Below are 20,919 nucleotides of genomic sequence, written 5' to 3'. Positions count from 1 at the left end.
CGATCGGCTCGCCGGATTCATGGCCTGCAGGATCAGATGCGCTCACGATGTTGCCCCCTTCCGGGATTCGCGCCCGCGGCGATCGTACGATCGAACGAAGTCGTGAGACGGACGAGGTGGAGGGAATTGCTTACGACAGGATGCCGGTCAGAGGTCACCCGCTCCGATCCCCACCCGTCCCAGCTGGGCCCGGAGCTGGGCCAGAGCCCGGTAGACCCGGTTGTAGACTGCCTTGGCGTTGGCCATCCCGACGATCGCCGCGACTCGATCGGCGGGCAGCTCTTCGATCAGGTAGAGCTCGATCGCAACACGGTCCTCGGATGACAGCTCCGCGAGCGCCGACTCCAGACGCTGATGCCGCTCCGCCGCTTCCAATGCAGAGGGCGGCTCGCTCGCCTCCGGAGGGGGCGGAGCGGCGGCCAGCTCCCGCGGCAGTCGGCCCCGGCGTCCCGCCGTCACGGTCCGATAGGTCTCCCGCAGGTCGGCGAGAAAGGCGCGGAAGGGAAGGTCGGGCTCTGCTCCGGCGCGGAGCAGCTCGTAGGCCTCGACGTGGCTACGCCGCTCCACGAAGACCAACTCGAAGATCCGGCGGTGACGCGGCGCGAGCCCCTGAGCAAGACGGGAGATCCGTTGGCGGCCATCACGGTGCCGATACCAGTCGACGGTGAGATGGCGAACGACCGTCACCAGCCAGGTGGAGAAGCGGGCCCGGCTCGGTGCTTCAGCCCGGGTCCGCAGGCGCGCCATCCCGTCCGAGCGCAGTTTCTCGCAGACGTCGGCGAAGACGTCCATCCCGTCGTCGTGGTCTTGGGTGTAGTGCCGGATGGAAGCGAAAATGAGGCGGCGGTAGCGCGAGAGGAACCCATCCCACGCCACCTCCGTCTGAACCTGCTGGAGCGGGAGGAGCCAGTCCTCCATGCCGGCCTCACAGGCGGCGTTACCCGCTGGAAGAGGAGCGCGGTTCGGCGTCGGTGAGGGTGACCGTAGTTTACCGCCCGGTCCACGCTGCGCAACCCGAGAAGCGGGAAGTGACGACGCACGCGGTTCACCCGGGACGGCAACGGTCGCAGCTCCACGAGTATGAGACGGACACGGCTGGCGAATTGCTCAAAGTCTCCGCCTGAGAGTCGCGTCCCTCCCCGTCAAAACGGCGCTTTTCGGTATTACCCGGGTCACGAGCAACCCGGGTCGGCTGCCGGGATCGTGAACGCTGTGCCCACCGGGATGTTGAATCGCGTGACCAGGAGGACCGCGGGTTGAGCACTCACCACGATTGCCCGGTGCACCTGCTCCGCGACCTCGAAATAGGCTTGGCCAGGACCGGTCACGGGACCCTCGGTGCACCCGTCCTGCTTGGTGAATCGCTCGACCTTGACCGACCCTTCGATGACGTAGACGAAGCTGGGTCCGGGATGGGTGTGCCACATTCCAAAGGGGCTCGTTGAACTGAGCAGTATCCTTTGGAAGACGATGTCCGTCCTGGCATGTGAATGAATCATGAAGTCCGGGAGCTGCTGCTGGAGCGTGAACGGATCGATCGGTGCGCGGAAGGTGAACGGTTCCAGACCGACCGGGGCGACATCCGTCGTCATCTGGTGCATGTCGCGGGGTGCAACGGGCGCATCCTCCGAGCAGGCGACAAACCCACCTGCAGTGAGGACAGTGACGATCAGACCTGCGAGCATGTGGCGCGACATGGGTGACCTCCTCTAAGCGGTGTGACCACTTCCCTGGGAACCAGCGGCGAACTACGTTCGAGCAGTCTGCGTGGGACTCGTCACCCGACGGACCCCCGGAACGTCACCGGCCCGGGTGACGCTCCGCCCGCAGGATTCCCCCATGATCGAGCTGCGCACGCTGGGCGCCCTGGAGGCGATCTCCGCCGACGGTACACCGCTTCGGTCGGTGCTCGCGCAGCCCAGGCGCATGGCGCTCTTCGGCTATCTCGCCCTGGCCTCGCCCCGTGGCTTCCATCGCCGGGACAGCCTGTTCGCCCTCTTCTGGCCCGAGCACGATGCCGAGCACGCCCGCCACGCCCTCAGGCAATCGCTCTACTTTCTCCGTCAGGCACTGGGCGCGAACGCGATCGTCTCCCGGGGTGACGAGGAGCTGGCCGTGGCGCCGGATCAGGTCCGGTGTGACGCCGCAGAGTTCGAGCGGGCGATAGACGAAGGACGGCTGGAGGCAGCACTGGCGCTGTACCGGGGCGATCTGCTTCCCGGGTTCCACATCTCGGACGCGCCTGATTTCGAGCGCTGGCTGGACCAGGAGCGCGCGCGGCTTCGGGGACGGGCCCAGGAAGCCGGCTGGGCCCTGGCGGGTGCCAGGGAGCGTGAGGGAGATGCCGCCGGAGCGGCCAAGGCGGGACAGGCCGCGGCCTCGCTTGCCCCGACCGACGAGGCGGCGATCTGCCGGCTGGTGCTCCTGCTCGATCGTCTGGGCGACCGGACCGGGGCGGTACGGGCTTACGAGGGGTTCGCCCGGCACCTCTGGCAGGAGTACGAGCTGCAGCCGTCCGAGCAGACCCAGGCGCTGCTCGAGGGCATCCGCGCCAGGACCACCGCGGCTACCGCGCCGCCGGCCCCGGAGTCGCCGGAGCCGGAGACTCCCCTGGCGCGCCCGGTCGAGGGGATGGTGTCGCGGCCTGAGACCTCGCGGCCGCCCGCCCGACGCCGGCGCATGGCGGCTCTACTGGCCGGCTGCGCGCTCACCGCCGGCACCTGGCTTGCCGTGGCGAGGCACGGTGCCACTTCCGGGGCCGGTGCGCTCCCCCGCGAGCTCCCGCGCTCGATTGCGGTGCTTCCCTTCCTCAATATCCGGGGGGATTCGTCCGGCGACTATTTCAGCGATGGGGTGACCGAGGAGATCCTGCACGCGCTCGCCCAGGTGCCAGACCTGCGGGTAGCGGCTCGGACCTCAGCCTTTCAGTTCAAGGGCAAGGAGACGGACGTCCGAGACGTCGGCCGCCAGCTGGACGTGGAGGCGGTGCTGGAGGGGAGCATCCAGCGGGAGGGCGATGCGGTCCGGATTACGGTGCAGCTGATCGATGCGCGGAGCGGCTACCATCTCTGGTCGGGCAAGTTCGACCGCGCGGTCGCCGATCTCTTCGTGGTGGAAGACGAGATTTCCCGCACCATCGCCGACACGCTCAAGGTCTCTCTCGGCCTTGCCGCGCGTCCCGTCAGTGGTGGCGGTGACGCCAGGGCGCACGACCTCTATTTCCGCGGCCTCTCACTCCTGGCTCAGCGGGGCGCGTCACTGCCGCAGAGCATCGCGCACTTCGAGAGCGCCCTGGCCAGCGACTCCAGTTTCGCGCCCGCCTGGGCGGGGCTCGCGGCGGCGACCGAGCTGCTCCCGGCCTTCTACCTCAGCTCCTATGCGGAGGCCCTGCCAAAGGCGGAGCGCGCTGCACGGAAGGCGCTGGCGCTCGACAGCGCGCTGGGCCCGGCCTACACCGTCCTCGCCAATATTCATCGAGACCGGCTGGAGTGGGCCGAGGCCGAACGGGCATACCACCGCGCGCTGGCTCTGGCACCCAACGATCCGGAGACTGTGCAGCAGTACGGGCAGTTCCTCTTCTGGAGCGGTCAGGCCGAGCGCGCGGTGCCGTGGCTGGAGCGGGCGCGCCGGCTCGATCCCCTCGCCCCGATTCCGGCGGCCACCTGTGGCACCGCCCTCTTGTTCGTGCACCGGTACGACTCCGCCGCGGTCATGCTCCGGCTGGCCTCCCGTCTGGGTCCGACCCTGCCACTTCCCTACATGTGGCTCATGTGGACCGAGCTGAATGCCACGCGATACGATTCGGCGCAGCAGGCTGCGCGGCAGGGCGCCCAGGCGGCCGGCATCGACCCCCAGGTGTACGCCCCGATGATCCGGGGCGTGGCCGATTCCGCGCGGCGGCGGGACGGGCTGGCCGCACTCGCGAGCATCCCTGATACCGCTCCTTGGAGCCTCAGCGCTGACTACCGGATGAACTGGTACATCCTGCTGGGCGACACGACGGCCGCGCTCCGCGCGGTGGAAGGGTTGAAGACCCGCGCGAGCCTCTTCTCGGTGCTCAACCTGTGGAACCCCGCGCTCGATCCGATCCGCCAGCATCCACGGTTCCAAGCGACGCTCGCGCGGCTCGGCCTGCCCTATCGAGGGACGGAGCCGTGATCCCGCGCGCGTTTGGCTCGGAGAGCTACTCCCGGGCCGGTAGGCCCACGGTAGCCTGGAACGTACGAAATCGTGGATCGCTCCGCAGAGGTGCGTATTCCTCTTCGACGTTGGGCGGTGACCCATGGTCGGATCCCTCGGCGGTTGGCCTCCAGGGCTGGGCGAGCCTCACGGGACAATGGGCGGGGTGGCCGAGCGAGCTCCCGCCGGATGGGTACGGTGGCCAGGGGCCGACGCGGGCCTGGTCCACGGTGCTCAATGTGAACATCGCGGACGACCAGGGCCACCTGGGTCACGGGAGCTGTTCTCCAGGAACAATTCCGAGTGCCAGTACCGAGCTGACCTGTAGCCTCCTGTTCACCCGGTAGGTACGCCGATCCTGGACGCGCAGCTTCGCAGCCTGGCGCCAGAGCGTGGCATGGCCACTTCGAGCCATTGTCACCTTCCGGGGCTCTTCCTAACCTGGGATCGCCGCAGCATACCTCATGTCACACTGAAGGCCTCCTTTCGTGGGAGGAGGCGCCTCTCCTGGCCGGAAGGAGGCGCCGATGCCGAGCCGCTCGCTCCCCGCCACGGTCCTCGTGGTCGACGATGAGCCTGCCATGCGCCACCTGGTGCGGCGGCAGCTCGAGGCCCTGGGATGCACCGTCCTGGAGGCCCAGAACGGTCCCGAGGCGCTCCGCATTCTCTCGAGCCGCCATGGCAGCTTAGACCTGGTGCTCAGCGACGTAGTGATGCCGGAGATGAACGGGACGGAGCTCGCCGACCGTATCCTGACGGACACTCCGGACCAATGCATCATCCTCATGTCGGGTCACGTGCCCGGTGGCCTGGCGCGGATCGGCCGGCGCGAGAGGATCGTCCCCATCCTCAGAAAGCCATTCCTGCCCGATCAATTGCTCGAGGTCGTGGGCCTCGTCCTGCAGCACCACGAGCCGGTGCCGCCCAGCGGCCACGAGAGCAGGGGTGCTACCGCGAGGTCGCCGCTCAACGCCCCTTGATCCGATCGCTGGCGCGTCCCTCCGGTGTCCGCTTACTTATCGCGGATGCAGATCGGGATTGACCTGGGGGGAACCAAGATCGAGGGGATCGGCCTGGACGCCGACCGGCCCGTGGCCATCCGGCGCCGGGTGCCGACGCCGCGTGACTACGCCCGAACTCTCGAGACAATCGCTCGGCTTGTGGCGGAGATCGAGGCCGACGCGGGGCGCACCGGCTCGGTCGGCGTCGGCATACCCGGGGTGGTGAGCCGCGCCACTGGCGTGGTCAAGAACGCCAACTCCACCTGGCTCAACGGTCGCCCTCTGCTCGCCGATCTCGAGGCTCGTCTCTCCCGGCCGATCCGCGTTGCCAACGACGCCAACTGCTTCACGCTGTCGGAGGCCATCGACGGGGCCGGACGCGGCTTCGAGGCGGTGTTCGGCGTGATCCTCGGCACCGGTGTGGGCGGGGGCATCGCGATCCGACACCGCATTCACGAGGGACCCAATCAGATCGCCGGGGAATGGGGCCATACGCCCCTGCCGTGGATGACGGACGAAGAGCGGGCGACGGCGCCGAGCTGCTACTGTGGCAAGACCGGGTGTGTGGAGACGTTTCTGTCTGGACCGGGCTTCGAGCGCGACCATGCACGCCTCTCGGGGATTGAGCGCTCGAGCCAGGAGATCGTTCGGGCCGCCGCGGCCGCAGATCCCCATGCCCTGCGGGCGCTGGAGCGATACGGGGATCGGCTCGCCCGGGCGCTCGCGGTCCTGATCGATATGCTCGACCCGGACGTGGTGGTCCTCGGTGGAGGCATGTCCAACCTGCCGGGTCTGCCGTCGGCCGCGTCGGAGCGGCTGCTCCGGTATGTATTCTCGGACACGGTCCTGACGAAGGTGGTGCGGAACGTTCACGGCGACTCGAGCGGCGTACGAGGAGCCGCATGGCTGTGGCCGGCGGCTACCGCTTTCGTCTGAGCTCCATCACCCAAAGCGGTTTCCAGGCTCCGCCAACCTCCTGGCTCTGCTCCACCCGATAGCTGTCCGGGCCCATGCGGGTCCAGATGGCGCGCAGCTCCATGGTACCCTTCTCCGTCTCGTGCCGAGTCGGAAAGACGATCGAGTCCCGACGGTACTCCACCGTTCCGACCAGGACTTCGCCCTCGCTGTTCCAATACCAGAACGCCAGCCGCTTCTCCTTCGGGTCCCAGCCGTAGAGCGCTTCCCCGGCGTAGGGTGCCGGGCCGTTCCGCACGACATGCCGATCGCGGATGAACTTTCGACCGTACACCCACTCGAAGCAGTGTTCGTCGGTGGCCTTGCCGTCGGGAAAGGTGCCCATCCAGCAATCTCCGACCACGAACGCGAGCGGTCCGAAGTCGGGGGCAACGGGTGGCGGGTTATCGAAGGTGAACAGAGCCGAGAGCGCCGCGAACGCGGTCCAGCCGATTGAAAGTTGCATGTGCCACAATGGGCAGACCGCGCTCCCACGTCTTGAAGATTTGTTACCCCACCTCGTCCAGCAGTGCCGTGGTATCCGGCGATCGCACCCGCAGGAACTCGGTCGGGCTGGCCGAGGCGACGCGGCGGAAGTCTCGCGCCAGGTGCGCCTGATCGGAGTATCCGGCCTCCGCGGCCAATCGGGGCCAGTCGACGCTGGTGCTCTCCCGCAATCGCGCCAGCGTCCATACGAAGCGCTGAAGCTGTGCGTAGGCCTTGGCGGACATGCCCAGGTCCCGGGCGAAGCGGAGCCAGAGCTGCTTCCGGCTCACACCCAGGTCCAGATGAACCGAGGTGATGCGCAGGTGGCCGTGGCGTGCCTCGATGAGGCGCGCGGCCTGTCCGACGATCGGCGAGGGAACGGCGCTCAGCGACAGCCGCTGGAGGAGGAGTCGCTCCAGAGACTCGAAGCGCATTTCGGTCGAGTCGGCAGCGAGCAGCAGGGCCCGGAGCTCGCGCGCCGGGGCACCAAGCAGACACTCCAGGTCGATGACCGCGTTGACGATCTTAGGGACGTCGGGACCGAACAGGCGCAACGCACCAAGCGGGTGCAGCCTCGCGGATACGAGGTGGGTGCCCTGCAGAGACTCGATGACGATGGCGCGTTCGTGGAGCCCGGAGAACCAGGGGACTCCCACACGCTGGTCCCCGCGTGGGTCATCATCTGATGCGGGGGACCCAGGTTGACCATGAGCTCGGTGCATCCATTCGGAAGGATTCTCTCCCGAAACGGGCTGAGCCGGCCCTCGACCTCCCAATATTGCAGGACGATGCCTGCCAGTACCTCATGCGGCGCGGCGCTGGAGAAACGCCATCGCCCCGGCGAGGATTCATAGTCGAGCGTCTGGATGGGCCCGGGCATACGGTAACATGAGGAGACCATGTCGACACGACAAGCGACCGAAGACAGGGCGACTGATTCCTCCAGGATCGGCCCGGACGACCCGCGGTATCTCGCGGTGGTCGAGAAGCGTTTCAACAAGCGATTCCGCGCCACCCCGGACTACGTCCGCCGAGTCGCCTCCACCGAGCAGGTGGTCGCCGCGGTCGACGAGGCAGTGCGGGAGGGACAGCGGCTGGTCGTGACCAGCGGCGGACATTGCCTCGAGGGATTCGTCTCGGATCCCGAAGTGCGGGTGATCATCGACGTCACGCCCATGAACCGGGTGTATTACGACCCGGCCATGCGTGCCGTGGCCGTCGAGGCCGGCGTCACCGTGGGCGAGACGTTCCGCGCACTGTACGAGGGCTGGGGAGTCGTGCTCCCGCTCGGCGAATTCCCCGCTATCGGCATGGGCGGACACGTCGTCGGGGGTGCCTTCGGCTTCCTGTGCCGCCAGCTCGGCCTCGCGGCGGATTATCTGTATGCCGTCGAGGTTGTCACCGTGGACGAGGCCGGACGGGCGAGCGGTATGGTGGCGACCCGGGAGACGTCCGACCCGCATCGCGATCTCTGGTGGGCGCACACCGGCGGTGGCGGGGGGAACTTCGGCATCGTCACCCGGTACTGGTTCCGCTCGCCGGGCGCGTCCGGCGACGATCCCGTCGGGCTGTTGCCCCGTGCGCCAGGGTCGATCACGACGTTCAAGGCCGAATGGAGCTGGAGCGGCATCGACCAGTCGTCCTTCCTGCGCCTCTGCCGGAATCACGGGACCTGGTGCGAGCGGAACAGCGGCGCCGATTCCCCGTTCGCCTCGCTCTGGACGCTCCTGGAGGTCCATCGGAAGCAGTTCGGAAAGATCATCATTCGGGGGGTGAGCACGGCCGGCGCCCCCGCCGAGCGGCAGGTCGATGATCATCTGGCGGCCCTGTCCGAGGGGCTCGGCGCACCCATCGGCCGCGAGCTGGCACGGATGTCCTGGCTCGAGTTCGCCCTGAACCCGTTCCCGGATCTCTTCGCCATGCCGCCCGGCGGCGTGAGTGTCAAGGTGAAAGATGCGCTGCTCAAGCGACGGCTCACCGACCGCCAGGTGGCGGTGGCGTACGACTATCTCACCCGCACCGACCACGATGTCATGGGCGGAATGCTGGGGTTCGCCACCTATGGCGGGCGGATCAATACCGTCGCGCCGGATGCGACCGGCTCAGCGCAACGGCACGCCATTCTCGACATGGCGTGCACCACCGGCTGGCTGGATCCGCGGGAAGAGGCGGCGAACCTGGAGTGGGTGCGGGCGTTGTATCGAGAGCTGTTCGCGGAGAGCGGGGGCGTCCCGGTTCCGGGCGAGGCCTACGATGGGGCGCTCATCAATCATCCCGATACCGACGTCGCGGACCCGGCGCTGAATACCTCGGGCGTGCCCTGGCCCACGCTGTATTACCAGGCGAACTATCCGCGCCTGCAGCGGATCAAGGCGCGGTGGGACCCGCGGAATGTGTTCCGGCATGCGTTGTCCATTCGGGTGGCGTGAATCGCAGATCTGAGCGAAGAGGGTCATGAAGATCGCCACGTGGAATGTCAACGGGATCCGGGCCCGCGCCGCCCAAGTGCAGGAATGGCTGGATCGCGAGCAGCCGGATGTCGTGTGTCTGCAGGAGCTCAAGGCCGAGCGGGCGCAAGTGCCCGAAGCGCTGGAGCGCGCGGACTACCATGCGTTCTGGCACTGCTGTAAGGGATATTCGGGGGTCTCGTTGCATCTCCGGAAGGAGATCTTTCCCGCCGAGCCGGTCTACAGCCATCCTCCCTTCGATCTCGAGTCCCGGATCGTGCAGGTCGAGCTCGGCAACCTGATCGTCGCCTCGATGTACGTGCCGAATGGCGGCAAAGACTACCCCGCGAAGCTCACCTTCCTCACCCGGCTGGTGGAGTGGGCGCGCGACCTCCAGGCCGGCGGCCGCGAGCTGCTGCTCGCCGGGGACGTGAATATCGCGCGCACCGACATGGACGTGCATCCGAGGGAGCGGAAGCCGATGGCGATCGGGCAGCGGCCCGAGGAGCGCGCCTTGTTCGAGACGCTGCTTGCTACGGGACTGAGCGATGTGGGGCGGGCGATGGATCCCGACAACGCCGGCCTGTTCACCTGGTGGGCGCCCTGGCGCAACCTCCGCGCCCGCAACATCGGCTGGCGTCTGGACTACCTGCTCGCCTCGCCGGTCGTGGCGAGTCGCGCGAGGAGCTGTGTGGTGCACGCTGATGTGGGTACCAGCGACCACGCGCCCGTGGTAATGACGACCGACTGAACGCTGCTCGACCGGCAGCGGCGATTACCTGGGGGGGTCGATCCGGTCGGGGTTGTGCTGCGCCAACAACCGTTCGGTGAAGTCCAGACGCTCCTGGGCCTCGACGATGTCCTGGCGGAGCGCACCGACTTCCTGCTCCAAGGCCTGCAGCCGCGCAGTGGCGTCGGGGTCTCCGCCGGCAATGCGGCTTTGGGCCTTGATCTTGGCGATCTTGACCGCGCCCCACACGGCGATGGCGGTGACGGGGATGAGAAACGCCGGATCCATCTGGCAAAACCTACGGACGGCTTCGGAAGGGGTCAACCGGCTCTAGCGGCCGCCGTCCTTCAGTGCCCAGCGAGGCCCCAGGGCAAGAACTCTCCCGTAGACGGGGCAGGTGGGGTCGTGCGCGCCGGGGAGATACCCGATGCTCATGAGGAACTCGCCCACGATCTCCCCACCGGTGAACCGGAAGGTCTGCTTGAACAGCTTCACCCACTCGGCCTTGGTTCGGGGATGGTGCGCATTCATCCAGCCGGCGAACGAGCCGTGCGATTCACGAAGCTCGAGGATACGCGCAGCATTGGCGATGGCCGCGTCCACCTTCAGCTGGTTGCGGATGATGCCGGCGTCCGCCAGCAGGCGCTTCCGATCGCGCGCGCGGTAGGCCGCCACGATCTCCGGATCGAAGCCATCGTAGGCACGGCGGAACGCCTCCCGTTTCTTGAGGATGGTGAGCCAGGAGAGTCCAGCCTGGTTGATCTCCAGCACCAGCCGCTCGAAGAGCGCGGCGTCGTCGGTGAGCGGAAAGCCGTACTCCTCGTCGTGGTAGGGCCCGTGCCACTGGTGGCCGGGCGCGATGTCGCAATAGGTGTTGGCCATCCAAATCTTCCCTATGATTCGGGGTCCGAGCCATGAGTGAGATCGCCGTCGGTACGCTGTTCGCCGCCGGGCTCTTCGTGGGCATGGTCGTCCTCCTCGAGCTGGGGCGGCGCCTCCGCCAGCGCCACCGGAGCCGGCACGGCGAGGGCGTGGGCGAGGGCGTCGGTGCCATCGAGGGCGCCGTGTTCGGCCTCATGGGTCTGCTGCTCGCGTTCACCTTTTCCGGCGCGGCCTCCCGTTTCGACGCGCGCCGCGAGCTGGTCATCGAAGAGTCCAACGCCATCGGGAGCGCCTATCAGCGGCTGGACCTCCTGCCGCCCGAGCCGCGGCAAGTACAGCAGGAGCTCCTTCGTCGATACGTCGATGCCCGCCTCTCGCTCTACCGCGCCATTCCGCATTCGGCCAGGGTGCGCGCCGCCTACGCCCAGGCCGCCGCCCTGCAAGGGGAGATCTGGTCCCGGGCGGTCACGGCGGTCCGCGACGCGCCACTTCCGCAGCTTGCCGGGCTGCTCCTCCCCGCCCTGAACCAGATGTTCGACCTCTCCACGACCCGTCTGGCATCGACCAGGATTCATCCCCCTGCCATCATCTATGGTTTGCTGGGGGTGGTCTCCCTCCTGTGTGCGCTCCCTGGCGGGATACGGCATGGGGGCGAGCGAGTCGCGAAGCTGGGTGCATATTCTCGGCCTCGCGGCCATCCTCGCGGTCACCATCTACGTGATCGTGGATCTCGAGTACCCTCGGCTCGGCTTCTTCCAGATCTCGGACTTCGATCAGCTGCTGGTCGAGGTCCGGGCAGGCATGCGCTGACGGACGCGACGCGTCGGGTGCGCGGCTACTCGGCGCTCCGCTGGCGGAGGTAGTAGGCGGCGGCGTTCGCCCGGTTGCCACAGGTCCGCATGTCGCACCAGCGCCGGGTGCCGTTCTTGGTCCCGTCGAGGAAGTAGAGCACGCAGGCGGAATGCGCGCACCGGCGGACCCGGCTCAGATCGGCGTGGCAGAGCAGATCCGCCGCGGCCTCGGCGATGGGCACCAGTAGATCCAACGGCTCCGTGAGGAGCAGTCCGCGCTGGGCGACGAACCCGGATGAGCCGGGCGCCAGCCTGGTCACCGCGGCTCCGCGCCCCAGGAGCTGGTTTACCCGCTCGAGGGTGGCGCGGGGCACCTGCCGTCCCGCCCCCGCCGCATCGGCCAAGCGGCGCAACGCGGCTCGAAGCGCGCGCGCCTCGGTCAGGGCTGCCGCGCCCGATCGTTTTCCCTTCCACTGTACCAACGCCTTCCGGGCCGAGGGCCGATCGATGCTCCCGGTGGCCTCGAGCCACTGCACCAGGTCGGCGAAGTCGCCGAGCAGGTCGCGCAGCACGCCCTCGGTGGCCACTTGGGTATTTACGAAGTCCAGCGCACGGTGGTTGCCGACGAAGACGAAGGGGGAGGGGTGGCGGGTGCTCATCATGACAGTGCGAGAGTATAAGGGGCCGGGGGGCGGTTGACAACCGGACACTGGGAACTTATCAGTAGCTAAATGTCTTTTAGACACTGATAAGTGCCGACCCGTGCTCGCCTGCTCAGGAGACCGACATGCCACCCGCCGCCGGCGTTGCCCCCGGTCACATCGGTCTCTCCGTCACCGATCTCGACCGGTCCATCGCGTTTTACCAGGAGGTGCTCGACCTCGACCGCCGGTTCGCTTTCCTTGGCGCCGGCGGGCAGCTGTTTCTGACGCTCTGGCAGCAGAGTGCCGATCATCGGCGCGCGGGACTGCACCACGTCGTCCCCCACCGCGAGAGGGCCGGCTCGGCTGCGCTCTTCTTCGCCGACCCGGACGGGATCAGGCTCGAGATCTACAGTCCCACTGGTGCGGCTGGGCTCACCGCACCGATACCTGGCGCACCGTCGTGCGGGTTCTTCTGATGGACCCGTATCACGAGGGGGAGCTGGAGGTGCAGCGTCGCGCCGGCGTGGCGGAGAATGCAGCGCGTGTGGGCCGCATCATCAGGAGCGACATCCCGGAGGTCGCCCGGGAGTTCCTCAGCGAGCAGCCCTTCGCGGTGCTCGCCGGTGCCGACGAGGGAGAGCGCGTCTGGGCCACACTGGTGCACGGAGAGCCTGGGTTCCTGACGGTCTCCGCCGAGAACGTCCTTCAGATCGCGGCGCGGCCCGGGCGGGAAGACCCGCTCGCGAGCCGTCTAGATGGCGAGGCGGAGCTCGGGGTGCTGGTCATTGATCTCGCCACCCGGCGCAGGATGCGGATCAACGGCCACGCCCGGCCGCTGGGAGAGCGGGGGCTGGAGATCGCCCCGCGCGAGGTGTACGCGAACTGTCCCAAGTACATCCAGCAGCGCGCCGTGCAGAGGGAAGGGGGCATCCCCGGCGGCGCCGTAATCAGGGTCGAGCGCGGGTCCGAGCTGAGGGAGCTACAGACGCGTCGAGTCGCTGCGAGCGACACGTTCTTCATCGCGAGCCGGCACGCCGCGGCAGGAGCTGATGCGTCCCACCGGGGCGGGGATCCCGGGTTTGTGCGAGTGGAGGCCCCGGACCGGCTGCGGTTCCCCGACTATGCGGGAAACGCGATGTTCAACACACTCGGCAATCTGGCGGCGGATCCCCGGGCGGGGCTGTTGTTCGTGGATTTCGACCAGGGGAGCACCCTGCAGCTCACCGGCTGTGCCGCGGTGGATTGGAGCCGGGACGCGGCCACCAGGTTCCCCGGGGCCGAGCGGGTGGTGGAGTTCTCGATCGACGCGGTGGTGGAGACAGTGGGGGTGCTGCCGCTGCGGGCGCAGCTGCTGAGCCGGTCGCCGCATAATCCACGGTAGGGGTGTGCGGGGGGTATAGTGCGGTTCTGTCGTCAACCGGCGGATCGGCCTCGGCAGCGCCGGTTCGGGGAGTCGCGAGCAAGATCCCTCGTCGCTGGTGCTCCTCGGGATGACAGGGCGGGCAGGGCTCGTGCTATTCTTCCCTGCCGCTTTGCGTCATGTTCCGGCACCCTCGATCCGCGGAACCGAGTCCCCATGCGCGCAGTGATCTACGCCGGAGCCGGTGGTCCCGAAGTCATCAGCATCGGCGAGGTCCCCAAGCCCGAGGTCCGGCCGGAGCACATCCGGGTGCGGGTACACGCCGCCGGGGTCAATCGGGCCGACCTGATCCAGCGGCGCGGCCAGTACGCGGCGCCGCAGGGCTGGCCGGCCGACATCCCTGGTTTGGAATACGCCGGCGAGGTCGAGGCCGTGCGTGGTGCATCCCGCTGGAAGGTGGGTGACCGGGTGATGGGCCTGGTGGGCGGCGGGGCGCAGGCCGAGCTGGTGACGGTGCATCAGGACGAGGCGCTCGCCATTCCCGAGGGGATGTCGTATGCCGAAGCCGCGGCGGTGCCGGAGGTATTTCTCACTGCCTACGATGCGCTGGTGACCCGCGGGCGACTGGCCTCCGGCGAGCGAGTGCTGATCCACGCGGTGGGCAGCGGGGTCGGCACCGCCGCGGCGCAGATCGCCAAGCACCTCGGCGCCACGGTCCTCGGGACATCGCGGAGCCCCGACAAGCTCGCGCGAGCGCTGGTCTACGGATTGGACATCGGGATCGACACCAGCCGCACCGGGTTCCGGGAAGCGCTGAATGACGATCCGGTCCACCTCATCCTCGATGTGCTGGGCGGCCCCGCCTTCGCCGACAACCTGGCGGTGCTCGCGTCACGGGGCCGGCTGGTTCTGCTCGGGTTCCTGGCTGGGAGCCGATCCACGGCCGACCTCGGGCCGATCCTCCGCAAGCGGCTGGAGGTCATCGGCACGGTGATGCGTACCCGGACGCTGGAGGAGCGCATCCCGCTGGTCCGGGAGTTCACCGAGCGCGTGCTTCCTCTGTTCGACCAGCGGATCGACCACGCCGCGCCGCTCCGGCCGGTGCTGGAGCGCACCTACCCGATGGCGGAGCTCGCCGAGGCGCACCGGGCCATGGAGTCGAACGAGACCTTCGGGAAGATCGTGGTGGTCTGGTAGCGGCGTCGGCTCCGCTCCTCGGTGAACGCCGAGCGGTCACGCCTGGTCGATGAACACCCGCACATTCGTCGGAGACACGAAGACCCGCTCGCCCTTGCGAACGCCGAGCTGCTCGAAGCGCGCCCGGGGGACATGTGCCTCGATGGTCTTGCCATCGTTGGTCCGGTCGAGCTCGAGCCGCACCACCGGACCGAACGCCCGGATATGCCGCACCACCGCCTCGATGGAGGAGTCGCCATTGGACGATGGCGCGACCTCGATCTCGAACGTCCGCACGTACGCCACCGCCGCCTGATCCTCCGCCTCGGCCCACTCGGGCGCGTCGAGCACGTTCTCCCCGATGTTGACCCGACCCCGCTCGAGCCGGCCGTGGAAGAGATTGACGTCCCCGAGGAAGCTGTAGACGAACGGGGTGGCCGGGTGCTCGTACACCTCCTCCGGCGTTCCGCTCTGCTCGATCCGGCCCTCGTTCATCACGACGACGCGGTCGGCGACCTCGAGCGCCTCCTCCTGGTCGTGGGTGACGAAGACGCTGGTGACGTGCACCTCTTCATGCAGCCGCCTGAGCCAGCGCCGGAGCTCCTTCCGCACCTTGGCATCCAGCGCCCCGAACGGCTCGTCCAGCAGGAGCACCTTGGGCTTCACCGCGAGCGCCCGGGCCAGCGCGACACGCTGGCGCTGGCCGCCCGAGAGCTCCGATGGGCGCCGGTCGGCGAGCACGTCGAGCTGCACCAGCCGGAGTAATCCCATGACCGTGTCCACGATCTCAGCCTCCGACGGGCGCACCCGCCGCGGCCGCACCCGAAGCCCGAAGGCGATGTTCTCGAACACGCTCATGTGGCGGAAGAGGGCGTAGTGCTGGAACACGAACCCCACCTGCCGCTCGCGGACCGGCTGGCCGGTGGCATCCTGGCCGTGGAATCGGATGGTGCCGCTGTCGGCGGGCTCCAGCCCGGCGATGATCCGGAGCAGTGTGGTCTTGCCCGATCCGGAGGGCCCCAGCAGCGCCACCAGCTCGCCACCGGGCACGTCCAGGTCCAGGTTGTCGAGGGCGACGAACTGCCCGAAGGTCTTCCGCAGGCTGCGAACTTCGATACTCATGTGCCGCTCCTGACCGGGGTGAGCTCGTCCTCGGGAACGCTGGCCGCGGTGCGCCGCTGCTGCCATTCGACCAGACTCTTGAGCACCAGGGTGACCAGCGCCAGCAGGGTGAGCAGCGAGGCGACCGCGAACGCCGCCGCGAAGCTGTACTCGTTGTAGAGGATCTCGACGTGGAGCGGCAGCGTGTTGGTGAGCCCCCGGATGTGCCCCGAGACCACCGACACCGCGCCGAACTCGCCCATCGCCCGGGCGTTGCAGAGGATGAGGCCGTAGAGCAGGCCCCACTTGATGTTGGGCAGGGTCACCCGGAAGAAGGTTTGCCAGCCGGTGGCGCCCAGCACCATGGCCGCCTCTTCCTCCTCCGGTCCCTGCTCCTGCATCAGCGGAATCAGCTCGCGGGCCACGAAGGGCGAGGTGACGAACGTGGTTGCCAGGACCATGCCCGGCACCGCGAAGATGATCTTGAGATCGTGCTCCAGCAGCCACGGCCCGAACCAGCCGTGGGAGCCGAAGAGCAGCACGAAGATCATTCCCGAGATCACCGGCGAGACGGCGAACGGCAGATCGATGAGTGTCACCAGCACCTGCCTGCCGGGAAACTCGAACTTGGCGATGGCCCAGGCCGCGCCGACGCCGAAGACCAGGTTCGCCGGCACCACGATGGCCGCGATCAGCAGCGTGAGCCGAGCCGCGCTGAGCGCGTCGGGATCGGTGATCGCTGCCCAGTAGGCGGGCAGGCCTTTGGCGAGCGCCTGGGTCAAGACGGAGACCAGCGGGATCACCAGCACCAGGCCAAGAAAGAGCAACGCGGCGCCGATGAGCAGCCAGCGCACCAGGCGGGTCTCGCCGGTGGCCCGGGTGACGGCGCGCGGAGCCGTCGTGGCATGAAGCAGGACGCTGGTGGCCATCAGGCGGCCATCCGCCGGCGAGCGGCCCACTGGAGCAGGTTGATGGACAGCAGGAGACCGAACGACGCAACCAGCATGACCATGGCCACCGCGGTGGCGCCGGCGTAGTCGTATTGCTCCAGCTTGGTCATGATGAGGAGCGGCGCGATCTCCGTCTTCATCGGCATGTTGCCCGCGATGAACACCACCGAGCCATACTCCCCGATCGCCCGGGCGAAGGCCAGGGCGAAGCCGGTGAGCAGGGCCGGGGCGATGGCGGGCAGGACCACCCGGACGAACGTCTGCCAGCGACGCGCGCCGAGACTCGCCGCCGCCTCCTCGACTTCGACCTCGAGATCATCCAGCACCGGCTGGACGGTGCGCACCACGAACGGCAGCCCGATGAAGATCAGCGCGACGGTGATCCCCAGCCAGGTATAGGACACCTGGATGCCGAGCGGCTCCAGCCGCGCGCCGACCCAGCCGTTCGGCGCGTAGAGCGTGGTGAGCGCGATGCCGGCCACCGCGGTGGGCAACGCGAACGGCAGATCGACGATCGCGTCCACCAGCCGGCGGCCGGGAAAGGGATAGCGGACTAGCACCCACGCCACCAGCAGGCCGAAGACGGTATTGACCAGCGCCGCCACCAGGGAGGCTCCGAAGGTGACCCGGTAGGAAGCGAGCACCCGGGGCGAGCTCACCGTGGCCCAGAACGCGGCGGGGGTGAGCTCCGCCGACTTGAACAGCACGGTGGCCAGGGGCAGCAGCACCACCAGGCTCAAGTAGGTGCAGGTGATTCCGAGCGACAGCCCGAAGCCCGGGAGCACACTGCGTGGTCGAACTGGCATCGTCATCCCTTCGTAGGGGTAGAACCGACAGCTCGCACTCTCAGCTTCCCGGCTGATAGATCTGGTCGAACACGCCACCGTCCGCGAAGTGGGTGGCCTGGGCCTTCTTCCACCCGCCAAAGACCTCGTCGATGGTGAACAGGGTCACCTTGGGGAATTGGGCCTGGTATTTCGCGGCGACCGAGGCCAGGCGCGGGCGGTAGAAGTTCCGCGCGGCAGTTTCCTGGCCGGTTTCACTGTAGAGGTACTCCAGGTAGGCCTGGGCCACCGCCCGGGTGCCGTGCTTGTTGGCCACCTTGTCCACCACCGCCACCGGCGGCTCGGCCAGGATGCTGACCGAGGGAGCGACCAGCTCGAACTTGCCGGGCCCCAGCTCCTTGATGGCGAGCAGCGCCTCGTTCTCCCAGGCGATCAGCACGTCGCCGATGCCCCGCTCGACAAACGTGGTGGTGGCGCCGCGCGCGCCGGCGTCCAGCACGGGCACGTTCTTGTAGAGCTTGGTGACGAACGCCTTGGCCTGCCCCTGGTCGCCGTTGAACTTCTTGAGGGCGTATCCCCAGGCGGCCAGGTAGTTCCAGCGCGCGCCACCCGAGGTCTTGGGATTGGGACTCACCACCGAGACACCCGGCCGCACCAGGTCGTCCCAGTCCTTGATGTGCTTGGGATTTCCCTTCCGGACCAGCAGGACGATCGTCGAGGTGTAGGGCGAACTGTTGTTGGGCAGCCGGGTTTGCCAGTTGGCCGGGAGCAGGCCGCCCTTTTCCGCGATCTGGTCGATGTCGTAGGCGAGCGCGAGGGTGACGACGTCGGCTTCGAGGCCATCGACCACCGAGCGGGCCTGTTTGCTCGACCCGCCGTGGGACTGCTTGATGGTCACTTCCTGGCCGGTCTTGCCCTTCCAGTAGGTCGCGAACTGTCGATCGAAATCCTGGTACAGCTCGCGCGTGGGATCGTAGGAGACATTGAGCAGCGTCACGGGCTTGGGAGCCGCCTGAGCCGCGGCGATGCCGTGGCCTCCCAGCAAGGCGAGGAGGACAGCAGAGCCGTGCATCGCGAGTCGGGTGCGCATGGTCGTCAACTTGCCTCTCGTGTCGAGATCAGAAGGAGTATTGGACCCGCGTGGCGACGAAGTTCTCGTCCTCGCGGTCGCCCGTGGCGGTGCCACCGGTGAACGTGGTGTGCTCATAGTCGGCCACGACCTTGATCGCCTTGGCCAGGTACCAGTTGAGTCCGATCGCCCAGGCCTTGGCCTTGCTCGGCGTGTTCGCCGGGTTGGCGAAGGTGGGGAAGGTGGCGTCATCGATGCTGAGCTCGCTGTAGCGCGCGGCCAGCTCGAGTGCGCCGAAGGTGCCCGCCTTGGGATCGAACGGCTTCTTGGGGGCGGCGCTCTTGAAGGAGTTCTTCTCGCCGGTCAGGAAGATCGAGCCGGTGGTCTGCCAGGCGGTATGCTTGAGCTTGAGGGGCGTGCCCGCCAGCTTGGTCACCGCCTGCCAGGACTGGATGTACTCGCCGTGGAGACCCAGCGGACCGGAGTAGAAGTAGGCCTGGGGCGCCACGCGGGAACGGCGGCCGTCGGCGAATATGTTGTTCGCCGGCGTGGTGAGGCTGCTTCGGTACTTGAACCAGGTCTGCTGCCCCGGCGTCCGGTAACTGGCGAGCGCGGGGGCCAGAATGGTCCCGCGCTCCAGTCCCGTGGTCCCGGCCACGCCAAAGCCGAGTCCCGCGAGCGCGCCGAGCTTGAACGGCTGGAGGAAGACGCGGCCGGCCACGTCCTTGGCGTCGCTCACGTCGCCGTCGCCGTTCCCCAGGTCGGGAACCCCGTTGTAGATCCCGGCCTGCCAGGTGAAAGCGCCGGTGGAGATATCGCCCGAGAGCTGAAGTCCGATATCGCGGTTGGGTGCCAGGTTGGTCGCCAGCGCCCGCTCGGCGAACACGATGTCGCTGGCCGACTGGTAGCGCTCGAGGTCCACCGCGGGTTTGAACTTGCCGACCCGTATGGCGAACGCGGGTGCGATCTTCACGTCGGAGTAGGCGTCGAACAGCACCGTCTGGCCCTGGCCGAAATCGGGCTGCAGCCGGAACTCGAGGTACTTGCCGACGGTGGCCTCGAGGATGGGGCGCGCCCGGCGGAGAAAGAAGGTGGTGGTGGCCGGGGCGGCCTTGTCGCTCAGGAAGATCCGCGCGTCGGTCTGCACCAGCCCCTTGAGCCGGACGGCGAACTTCCCGTCCGCCGACTTGATGCTGAAGCCGTCCTTGGCGCTCGCGGTGGCGCTCACCTTGTCCTTGGCGGCCGCGGCCGCGCTGTCCGCGGCGAGCTCACGCAGCCGCTGAAGGATGCGGACCTGCTGGTCGAGCGCGTCGATGCGGGACTCGAGGGAGGCCGGCACGGTGTCGCCCTTGGTGGAGTCCTGTTGTGCCACACCCTGTCGCACCAGGCCGACACTCGCCAGCCCGACAACGATGCCTGCGGCCCAACCGTGAACGGTTCTCATCCGGCGCTCCTCTTTTTCGTCGGGGGTGGACTTCCGGCCGTCCGGTCAGCCCCGGTGCTCGGCACTCGCGGGGTGCGAGCGCGAACCTGATTCAGCTACTGCTTCGGCTCCCGTTTCCGGTCGCTAACCTCTGATTCGAAACGGACTTTCTCGCTGCGTTCCAGCTGGACCACCCGCCCGTCGTGGATCACCAGCTCGACCGTCCCATAGCGGATGGTTCGGAGCGCCTCTCTCAGGGCGTGGAGGATGGCCGGGGAGAGCGCCTCCGGGCCGGCCTCACGTTGGGGCTCGTCGCGGGGCGACGGGTGCAGAGTCATAGATCTATATACTCTATCGACTAAGTAGAGTAAACACCTACGGCCCGTAGCAAGCCTCGTGCCGTGCTACGTGGCGCTAGGTGAGCTCGTGCACCCGGCGCCCGAGCGAGGCCAGGCTGGTCTTGTCGAGGATCCGTGCGGTGGCATCCCGCACGTCCTTCATGGCGAGGTGGACACCGCAGGCGGCTTCGTCACGGCAGTCGATGCAGCGGACGTACGCCGTCTGGCTGGCGCACGGCACCGGTGCGAGCGGTCCATCGAACATCCGCACGATCTGGCCGAGGAAGATGGTCTTGGGGTGGCGCGCGAGGCGGTAGCCGCCCCCCTTGCCCTTCCGACTCTGGAGGACGCCCTGGTTCTTGAGCGCCAGCAGAATGACCTCGAGGAACTTCCGGGGGATCTGCTCCCGCCGGGCCAGATCCTCGATCCGCATCGGCTCGCTGGGTTCCTGGTCGGCCAAGGCGAGCAGCGCCTTGATGGCGTACTTGGCTTTCTTGGAGAGCATATCACTGAGAGCTTGGCTGAGAAGCCCGCAATATAGTCAGGCCCCGCACACGCCGGCCGATGAACGACGCTGTGCTGGTGGATACTCGCACCCGATCG

General features: G+C 68.0%; 23 protein-coding genes. 9 read left to right on the top strand and 14 right to left on the bottom strand.

Annotation, left to right across the window (positions count from 1 at the left end):
• Nucleotides 1-147: 147 nt before the first annotated feature.
• Both VHR41_05045 and VHR41_05040 read right to left on the bottom strand, forming a co-directional pair.
• Nucleotides 148-918, bottom strand: coding sequence for a sigma-70 family RNA polymerase sigma factor (locus tag VHR41_05045; protein ID HEX3233538.1), 771 nt, complete (start codon nucleotides 916-918; stop codon nucleotides 148-150).
• Nucleotides 919-1,172: 254 nt separating this feature from the next.
• Nucleotides 1,173-1,697 (bottom strand): hypothetical protein, encoded by a 525-nt coding sequence (locus tag VHR41_05040; protein ID HEX3233537.1) that lies wholly within the window; start codon nucleotides 1,695-1,697, stop codon nucleotides 1,173-1,175.
• 142 nt (nucleotides 1,698-1,839) lie between these two features.
• On the opposite strand from VHR41_05040, the gene VHR41_05035 reads away from it, so the two are divergent.
• The 3 genes from VHR41_05035 to VHR41_05025 all read left to right on the top strand — a co-directional run bounded on the left by VHR41_05035 (nucleotide 1,840) and on the right by VHR41_05025 (nucleotide 6,116).
• Nucleotides 1,840-4,158: a BTAD domain-containing putative transcriptional regulator gene (locus VHR41_05035; protein HEX3233536.1), complete on the top strand. Its 2,319-nt coding sequence runs from the start codon at nucleotides 1,840-1,842 to the stop codon at nucleotides 4,156-4,158.
• 548 nt (nucleotides 4,159-4,706) lie between these two features.
• Nucleotides 4,707-5,159 carry a response regulator gene (locus VHR41_05030; protein ID HEX3233535.1) on the top strand — a complete coding sequence of 151 codons (453 nt, stop codon included), beginning with the start codon at nucleotides 4,707-4,709 and terminating at the stop codon, nucleotides 5,157-5,159.
• Nucleotides 5,160-5,204: 45 nt separating this feature from the next.
• Complete coding sequence (locus VHR41_05025; protein ID HEX3233534.1) at nucleotides 5,205-6,116, top strand: ROK family protein; 912 nt, start codon at nucleotides 5,205-5,207, stop codon at nucleotides 6,114-6,116.
• On the opposite strand, the gene VHR41_05020 is transcribed toward VHR41_05025, so the two are convergent.
• Both VHR41_05020 and VHR41_05015 read right to left on the bottom strand, forming a co-directional pair.
• A complete protein-coding gene (locus VHR41_05020) occupies nucleotides 6,100-6,600 on the bottom strand; it encodes a hypothetical protein (protein ID HEX3233533.1) in 501 nt (166 codons plus the stop codon). The two genes, VHR41_05025 and VHR41_05020, sit on opposite strands and share 17 nt — an antisense overlap.
• Before the next feature lie 43 nt (nucleotides 6,601-6,643).
• Nucleotides 6,644-7,276, bottom strand: coding sequence for a helix-turn-helix domain-containing protein (locus VHR41_05015; GenBank protein ID HEX3233532.1), 633 nt, complete (start codon nucleotides 7,274-7,276; stop codon nucleotides 6,644-6,646).
• A 243-nt stretch (nucleotides 7,277-7,519) separates the two neighbouring features.
• Here VHR41_05015 and VHR41_05010 point away from each other — a divergent pair, with 243 nt between their 5' ends.
• Entirely contained in the window at nucleotides 7,520-9,049 is a 1,530-nt protein-coding gene (locus VHR41_05010; protein ID HEX3233531.1) for an FAD-binding oxidoreductase, read from the top strand.
• A 25-nt stretch (nucleotides 9,050-9,074) separates the two neighbouring features.
• Nucleotides 9,075-9,818, top strand: coding sequence for an exodeoxyribonuclease III (locus VHR41_05005; GenBank protein HEX3233530.1), 744 nt, complete (start codon nucleotides 9,075-9,077; stop codon nucleotides 9,816-9,818).
• 24 nt (nucleotides 9,819-9,842) lie between these two features.
• On the opposite strand, the gene VHR41_05000 is transcribed toward VHR41_05005, so the two are convergent.
• Nucleotides 9,843-10,085, bottom strand: coding sequence for a hypothetical protein (locus VHR41_05000; protein ID HEX3233529.1), 243 nt, complete (start codon nucleotides 10,083-10,085; stop codon nucleotides 9,843-9,845).
• Nucleotides 10,086-10,127: 42 nt separating this feature from the next.
• Entirely contained in the window at nucleotides 10,128-10,679 is a 552-nt protein-coding gene (locus VHR41_04995; protein HEX3233528.1) for a DNA-3-methyladenine glycosylase I, read from the bottom strand.
• Nucleotides 10,680-10,711: 32 nt separating this feature from the next.
• On the opposite strand from VHR41_04995, the gene VHR41_04990 reads away from it, so the two are divergent.
• Nucleotides 10,712-11,542: a hypothetical protein gene (locus VHR41_04990; protein HEX3233527.1), complete on the top strand. Its 831-nt coding sequence runs from the start codon at nucleotides 10,712-10,714 to the stop codon at nucleotides 11,540-11,542.
• On the opposite strand, the gene VHR41_04985 is transcribed toward VHR41_04990, so the two are convergent.
• A complete protein-coding gene (locus VHR41_04985) occupies nucleotides 11,515-12,132 on the bottom strand; it encodes an ABATE domain-containing protein (protein ID HEX3233526.1) in 618 nt (205 codons plus the stop codon). The genes VHR41_04990 and VHR41_04985 overlap by 28 nt on opposite strands.
• 125 nt (nucleotides 12,133-12,257) lie before the next feature.
• On the opposite strand from VHR41_04985, the gene VHR41_04980 reads away from it, so the two are divergent.
• From VHR41_04980 to VHR41_04970, 3 genes are all read left to right on the top strand, one after another.
• On the top strand, nucleotides 12,258-12,590 hold the full coding sequence (locus tag VHR41_04980; protein HEX3233525.1) for a VOC family protein: 333 nt from the start codon (nucleotides 12,258-12,260) through the stop codon (nucleotides 12,588-12,590).
• Nucleotides 12,575-13,495, top strand: a complete 921-nt coding sequence (locus tag VHR41_04975; GenBank protein ID HEX3233524.1) for a pyridoxamine 5'-phosphate oxidase family protein — start codon at nucleotides 12,575-12,577, stop codon at nucleotides 13,493-13,495. Before VHR41_04980 ends, VHR41_04975 begins: the two co-directional genes overlap by 16 nt.
• A 195-nt stretch (nucleotides 13,496-13,690) precedes the next feature.
• Entirely contained in the window at nucleotides 13,691-14,671 is a 981-nt protein-coding gene (locus tag VHR41_04970; protein HEX3233523.1) for an NAD(P)H-quinone oxidoreductase, read from the top strand.
• Nucleotides 14,672-14,707: 36 nt separating this feature from the next.
• On the opposite strand, the gene VHR41_04965 is transcribed toward VHR41_04970, so the two are convergent.
• From VHR41_04965 to VHR41_04935, 7 genes are all read right to left on the bottom strand, one after another.
• Nucleotides 14,708-15,772 carry a sulfate ABC transporter ATP-binding protein gene (locus tag VHR41_04965; protein ID HEX3233522.1) on the bottom strand — a complete coding sequence of 355 codons (1,065 nt, stop codon included), beginning with the start codon at nucleotides 15,770-15,772 and terminating at the stop codon, nucleotides 14,708-14,710.
• Nucleotides 15,769-16,680, bottom strand: a complete 912-nt coding sequence (gene cysW, locus VHR41_04960; GenBank protein ID HEX3233521.1) for a sulfate ABC transporter permease subunit CysW — start codon at nucleotides 16,678-16,680, stop codon at nucleotides 15,769-15,771. Before cysW ends, VHR41_04965 begins: the two co-directional genes overlap by 4 nt.
• Nucleotides 16,680-17,507 carry a sulfate ABC transporter permease subunit CysT gene (gene cysT / locus VHR41_04955; protein ID HEX3233520.1) on the bottom strand — a complete coding sequence of 276 codons (828 nt, stop codon included), beginning with the start codon at nucleotides 17,505-17,507 and terminating at the stop codon, nucleotides 16,680-16,682. The genes cysW and cysT overlap by 1 nt, the downstream gene beginning before the upstream one ends.
• Nucleotides 17,508-17,547: 40 nt before the next feature.
• Entirely contained in the window at nucleotides 17,548-18,576 is a 1,029-nt protein-coding gene (locus VHR41_04950) for a sulfate ABC transporter substrate-binding protein (protein HEX3233519.1), read from the bottom strand.
• Nucleotides 18,577-18,604: 28 nt separating this feature from the next.
• Nucleotides 18,605-19,999, bottom strand: coding sequence for a porin (locus VHR41_04945; protein ID HEX3233518.1), 1,395 nt, complete (start codon nucleotides 19,997-19,999; stop codon nucleotides 18,605-18,607).
• 95 nt (nucleotides 20,000-20,094) lie between these two features.
• The gene (locus tag VHR41_04940; GenBank protein HEX3233517.1) at nucleotides 20,095-20,316 is read right to left on the bottom strand and encodes a YezD family protein; all 222 of its coding nucleotides are present in this window, start codon (nucleotides 20,314-20,316) and stop codon (nucleotides 20,095-20,097) included.
• Between the two features lie 76 nt (nucleotides 20,317-20,392).
• Nucleotides 20,393-20,821, bottom strand: a complete 429-nt coding sequence (locus VHR41_04935; GenBank protein ID HEX3233516.1) for an Rrf2 family transcriptional regulator — start codon at nucleotides 20,819-20,821, stop codon at nucleotides 20,393-20,395.
• Nucleotides 20,822-20,919: the final 98 nt, after the last annotated feature.

It is taken from the genome of Gemmatimonadales bacterium, assembly GCA_036265815.1.
Taxonomy (GTDB): domain Bacteria; phylum Gemmatimonadota; class Gemmatimonadetes; order Gemmatimonadales; family GWC2-71-9; genus CAVVWJ01.
This window is presented reverse-complemented; position numbering and strand designations above follow the sequence as displayed.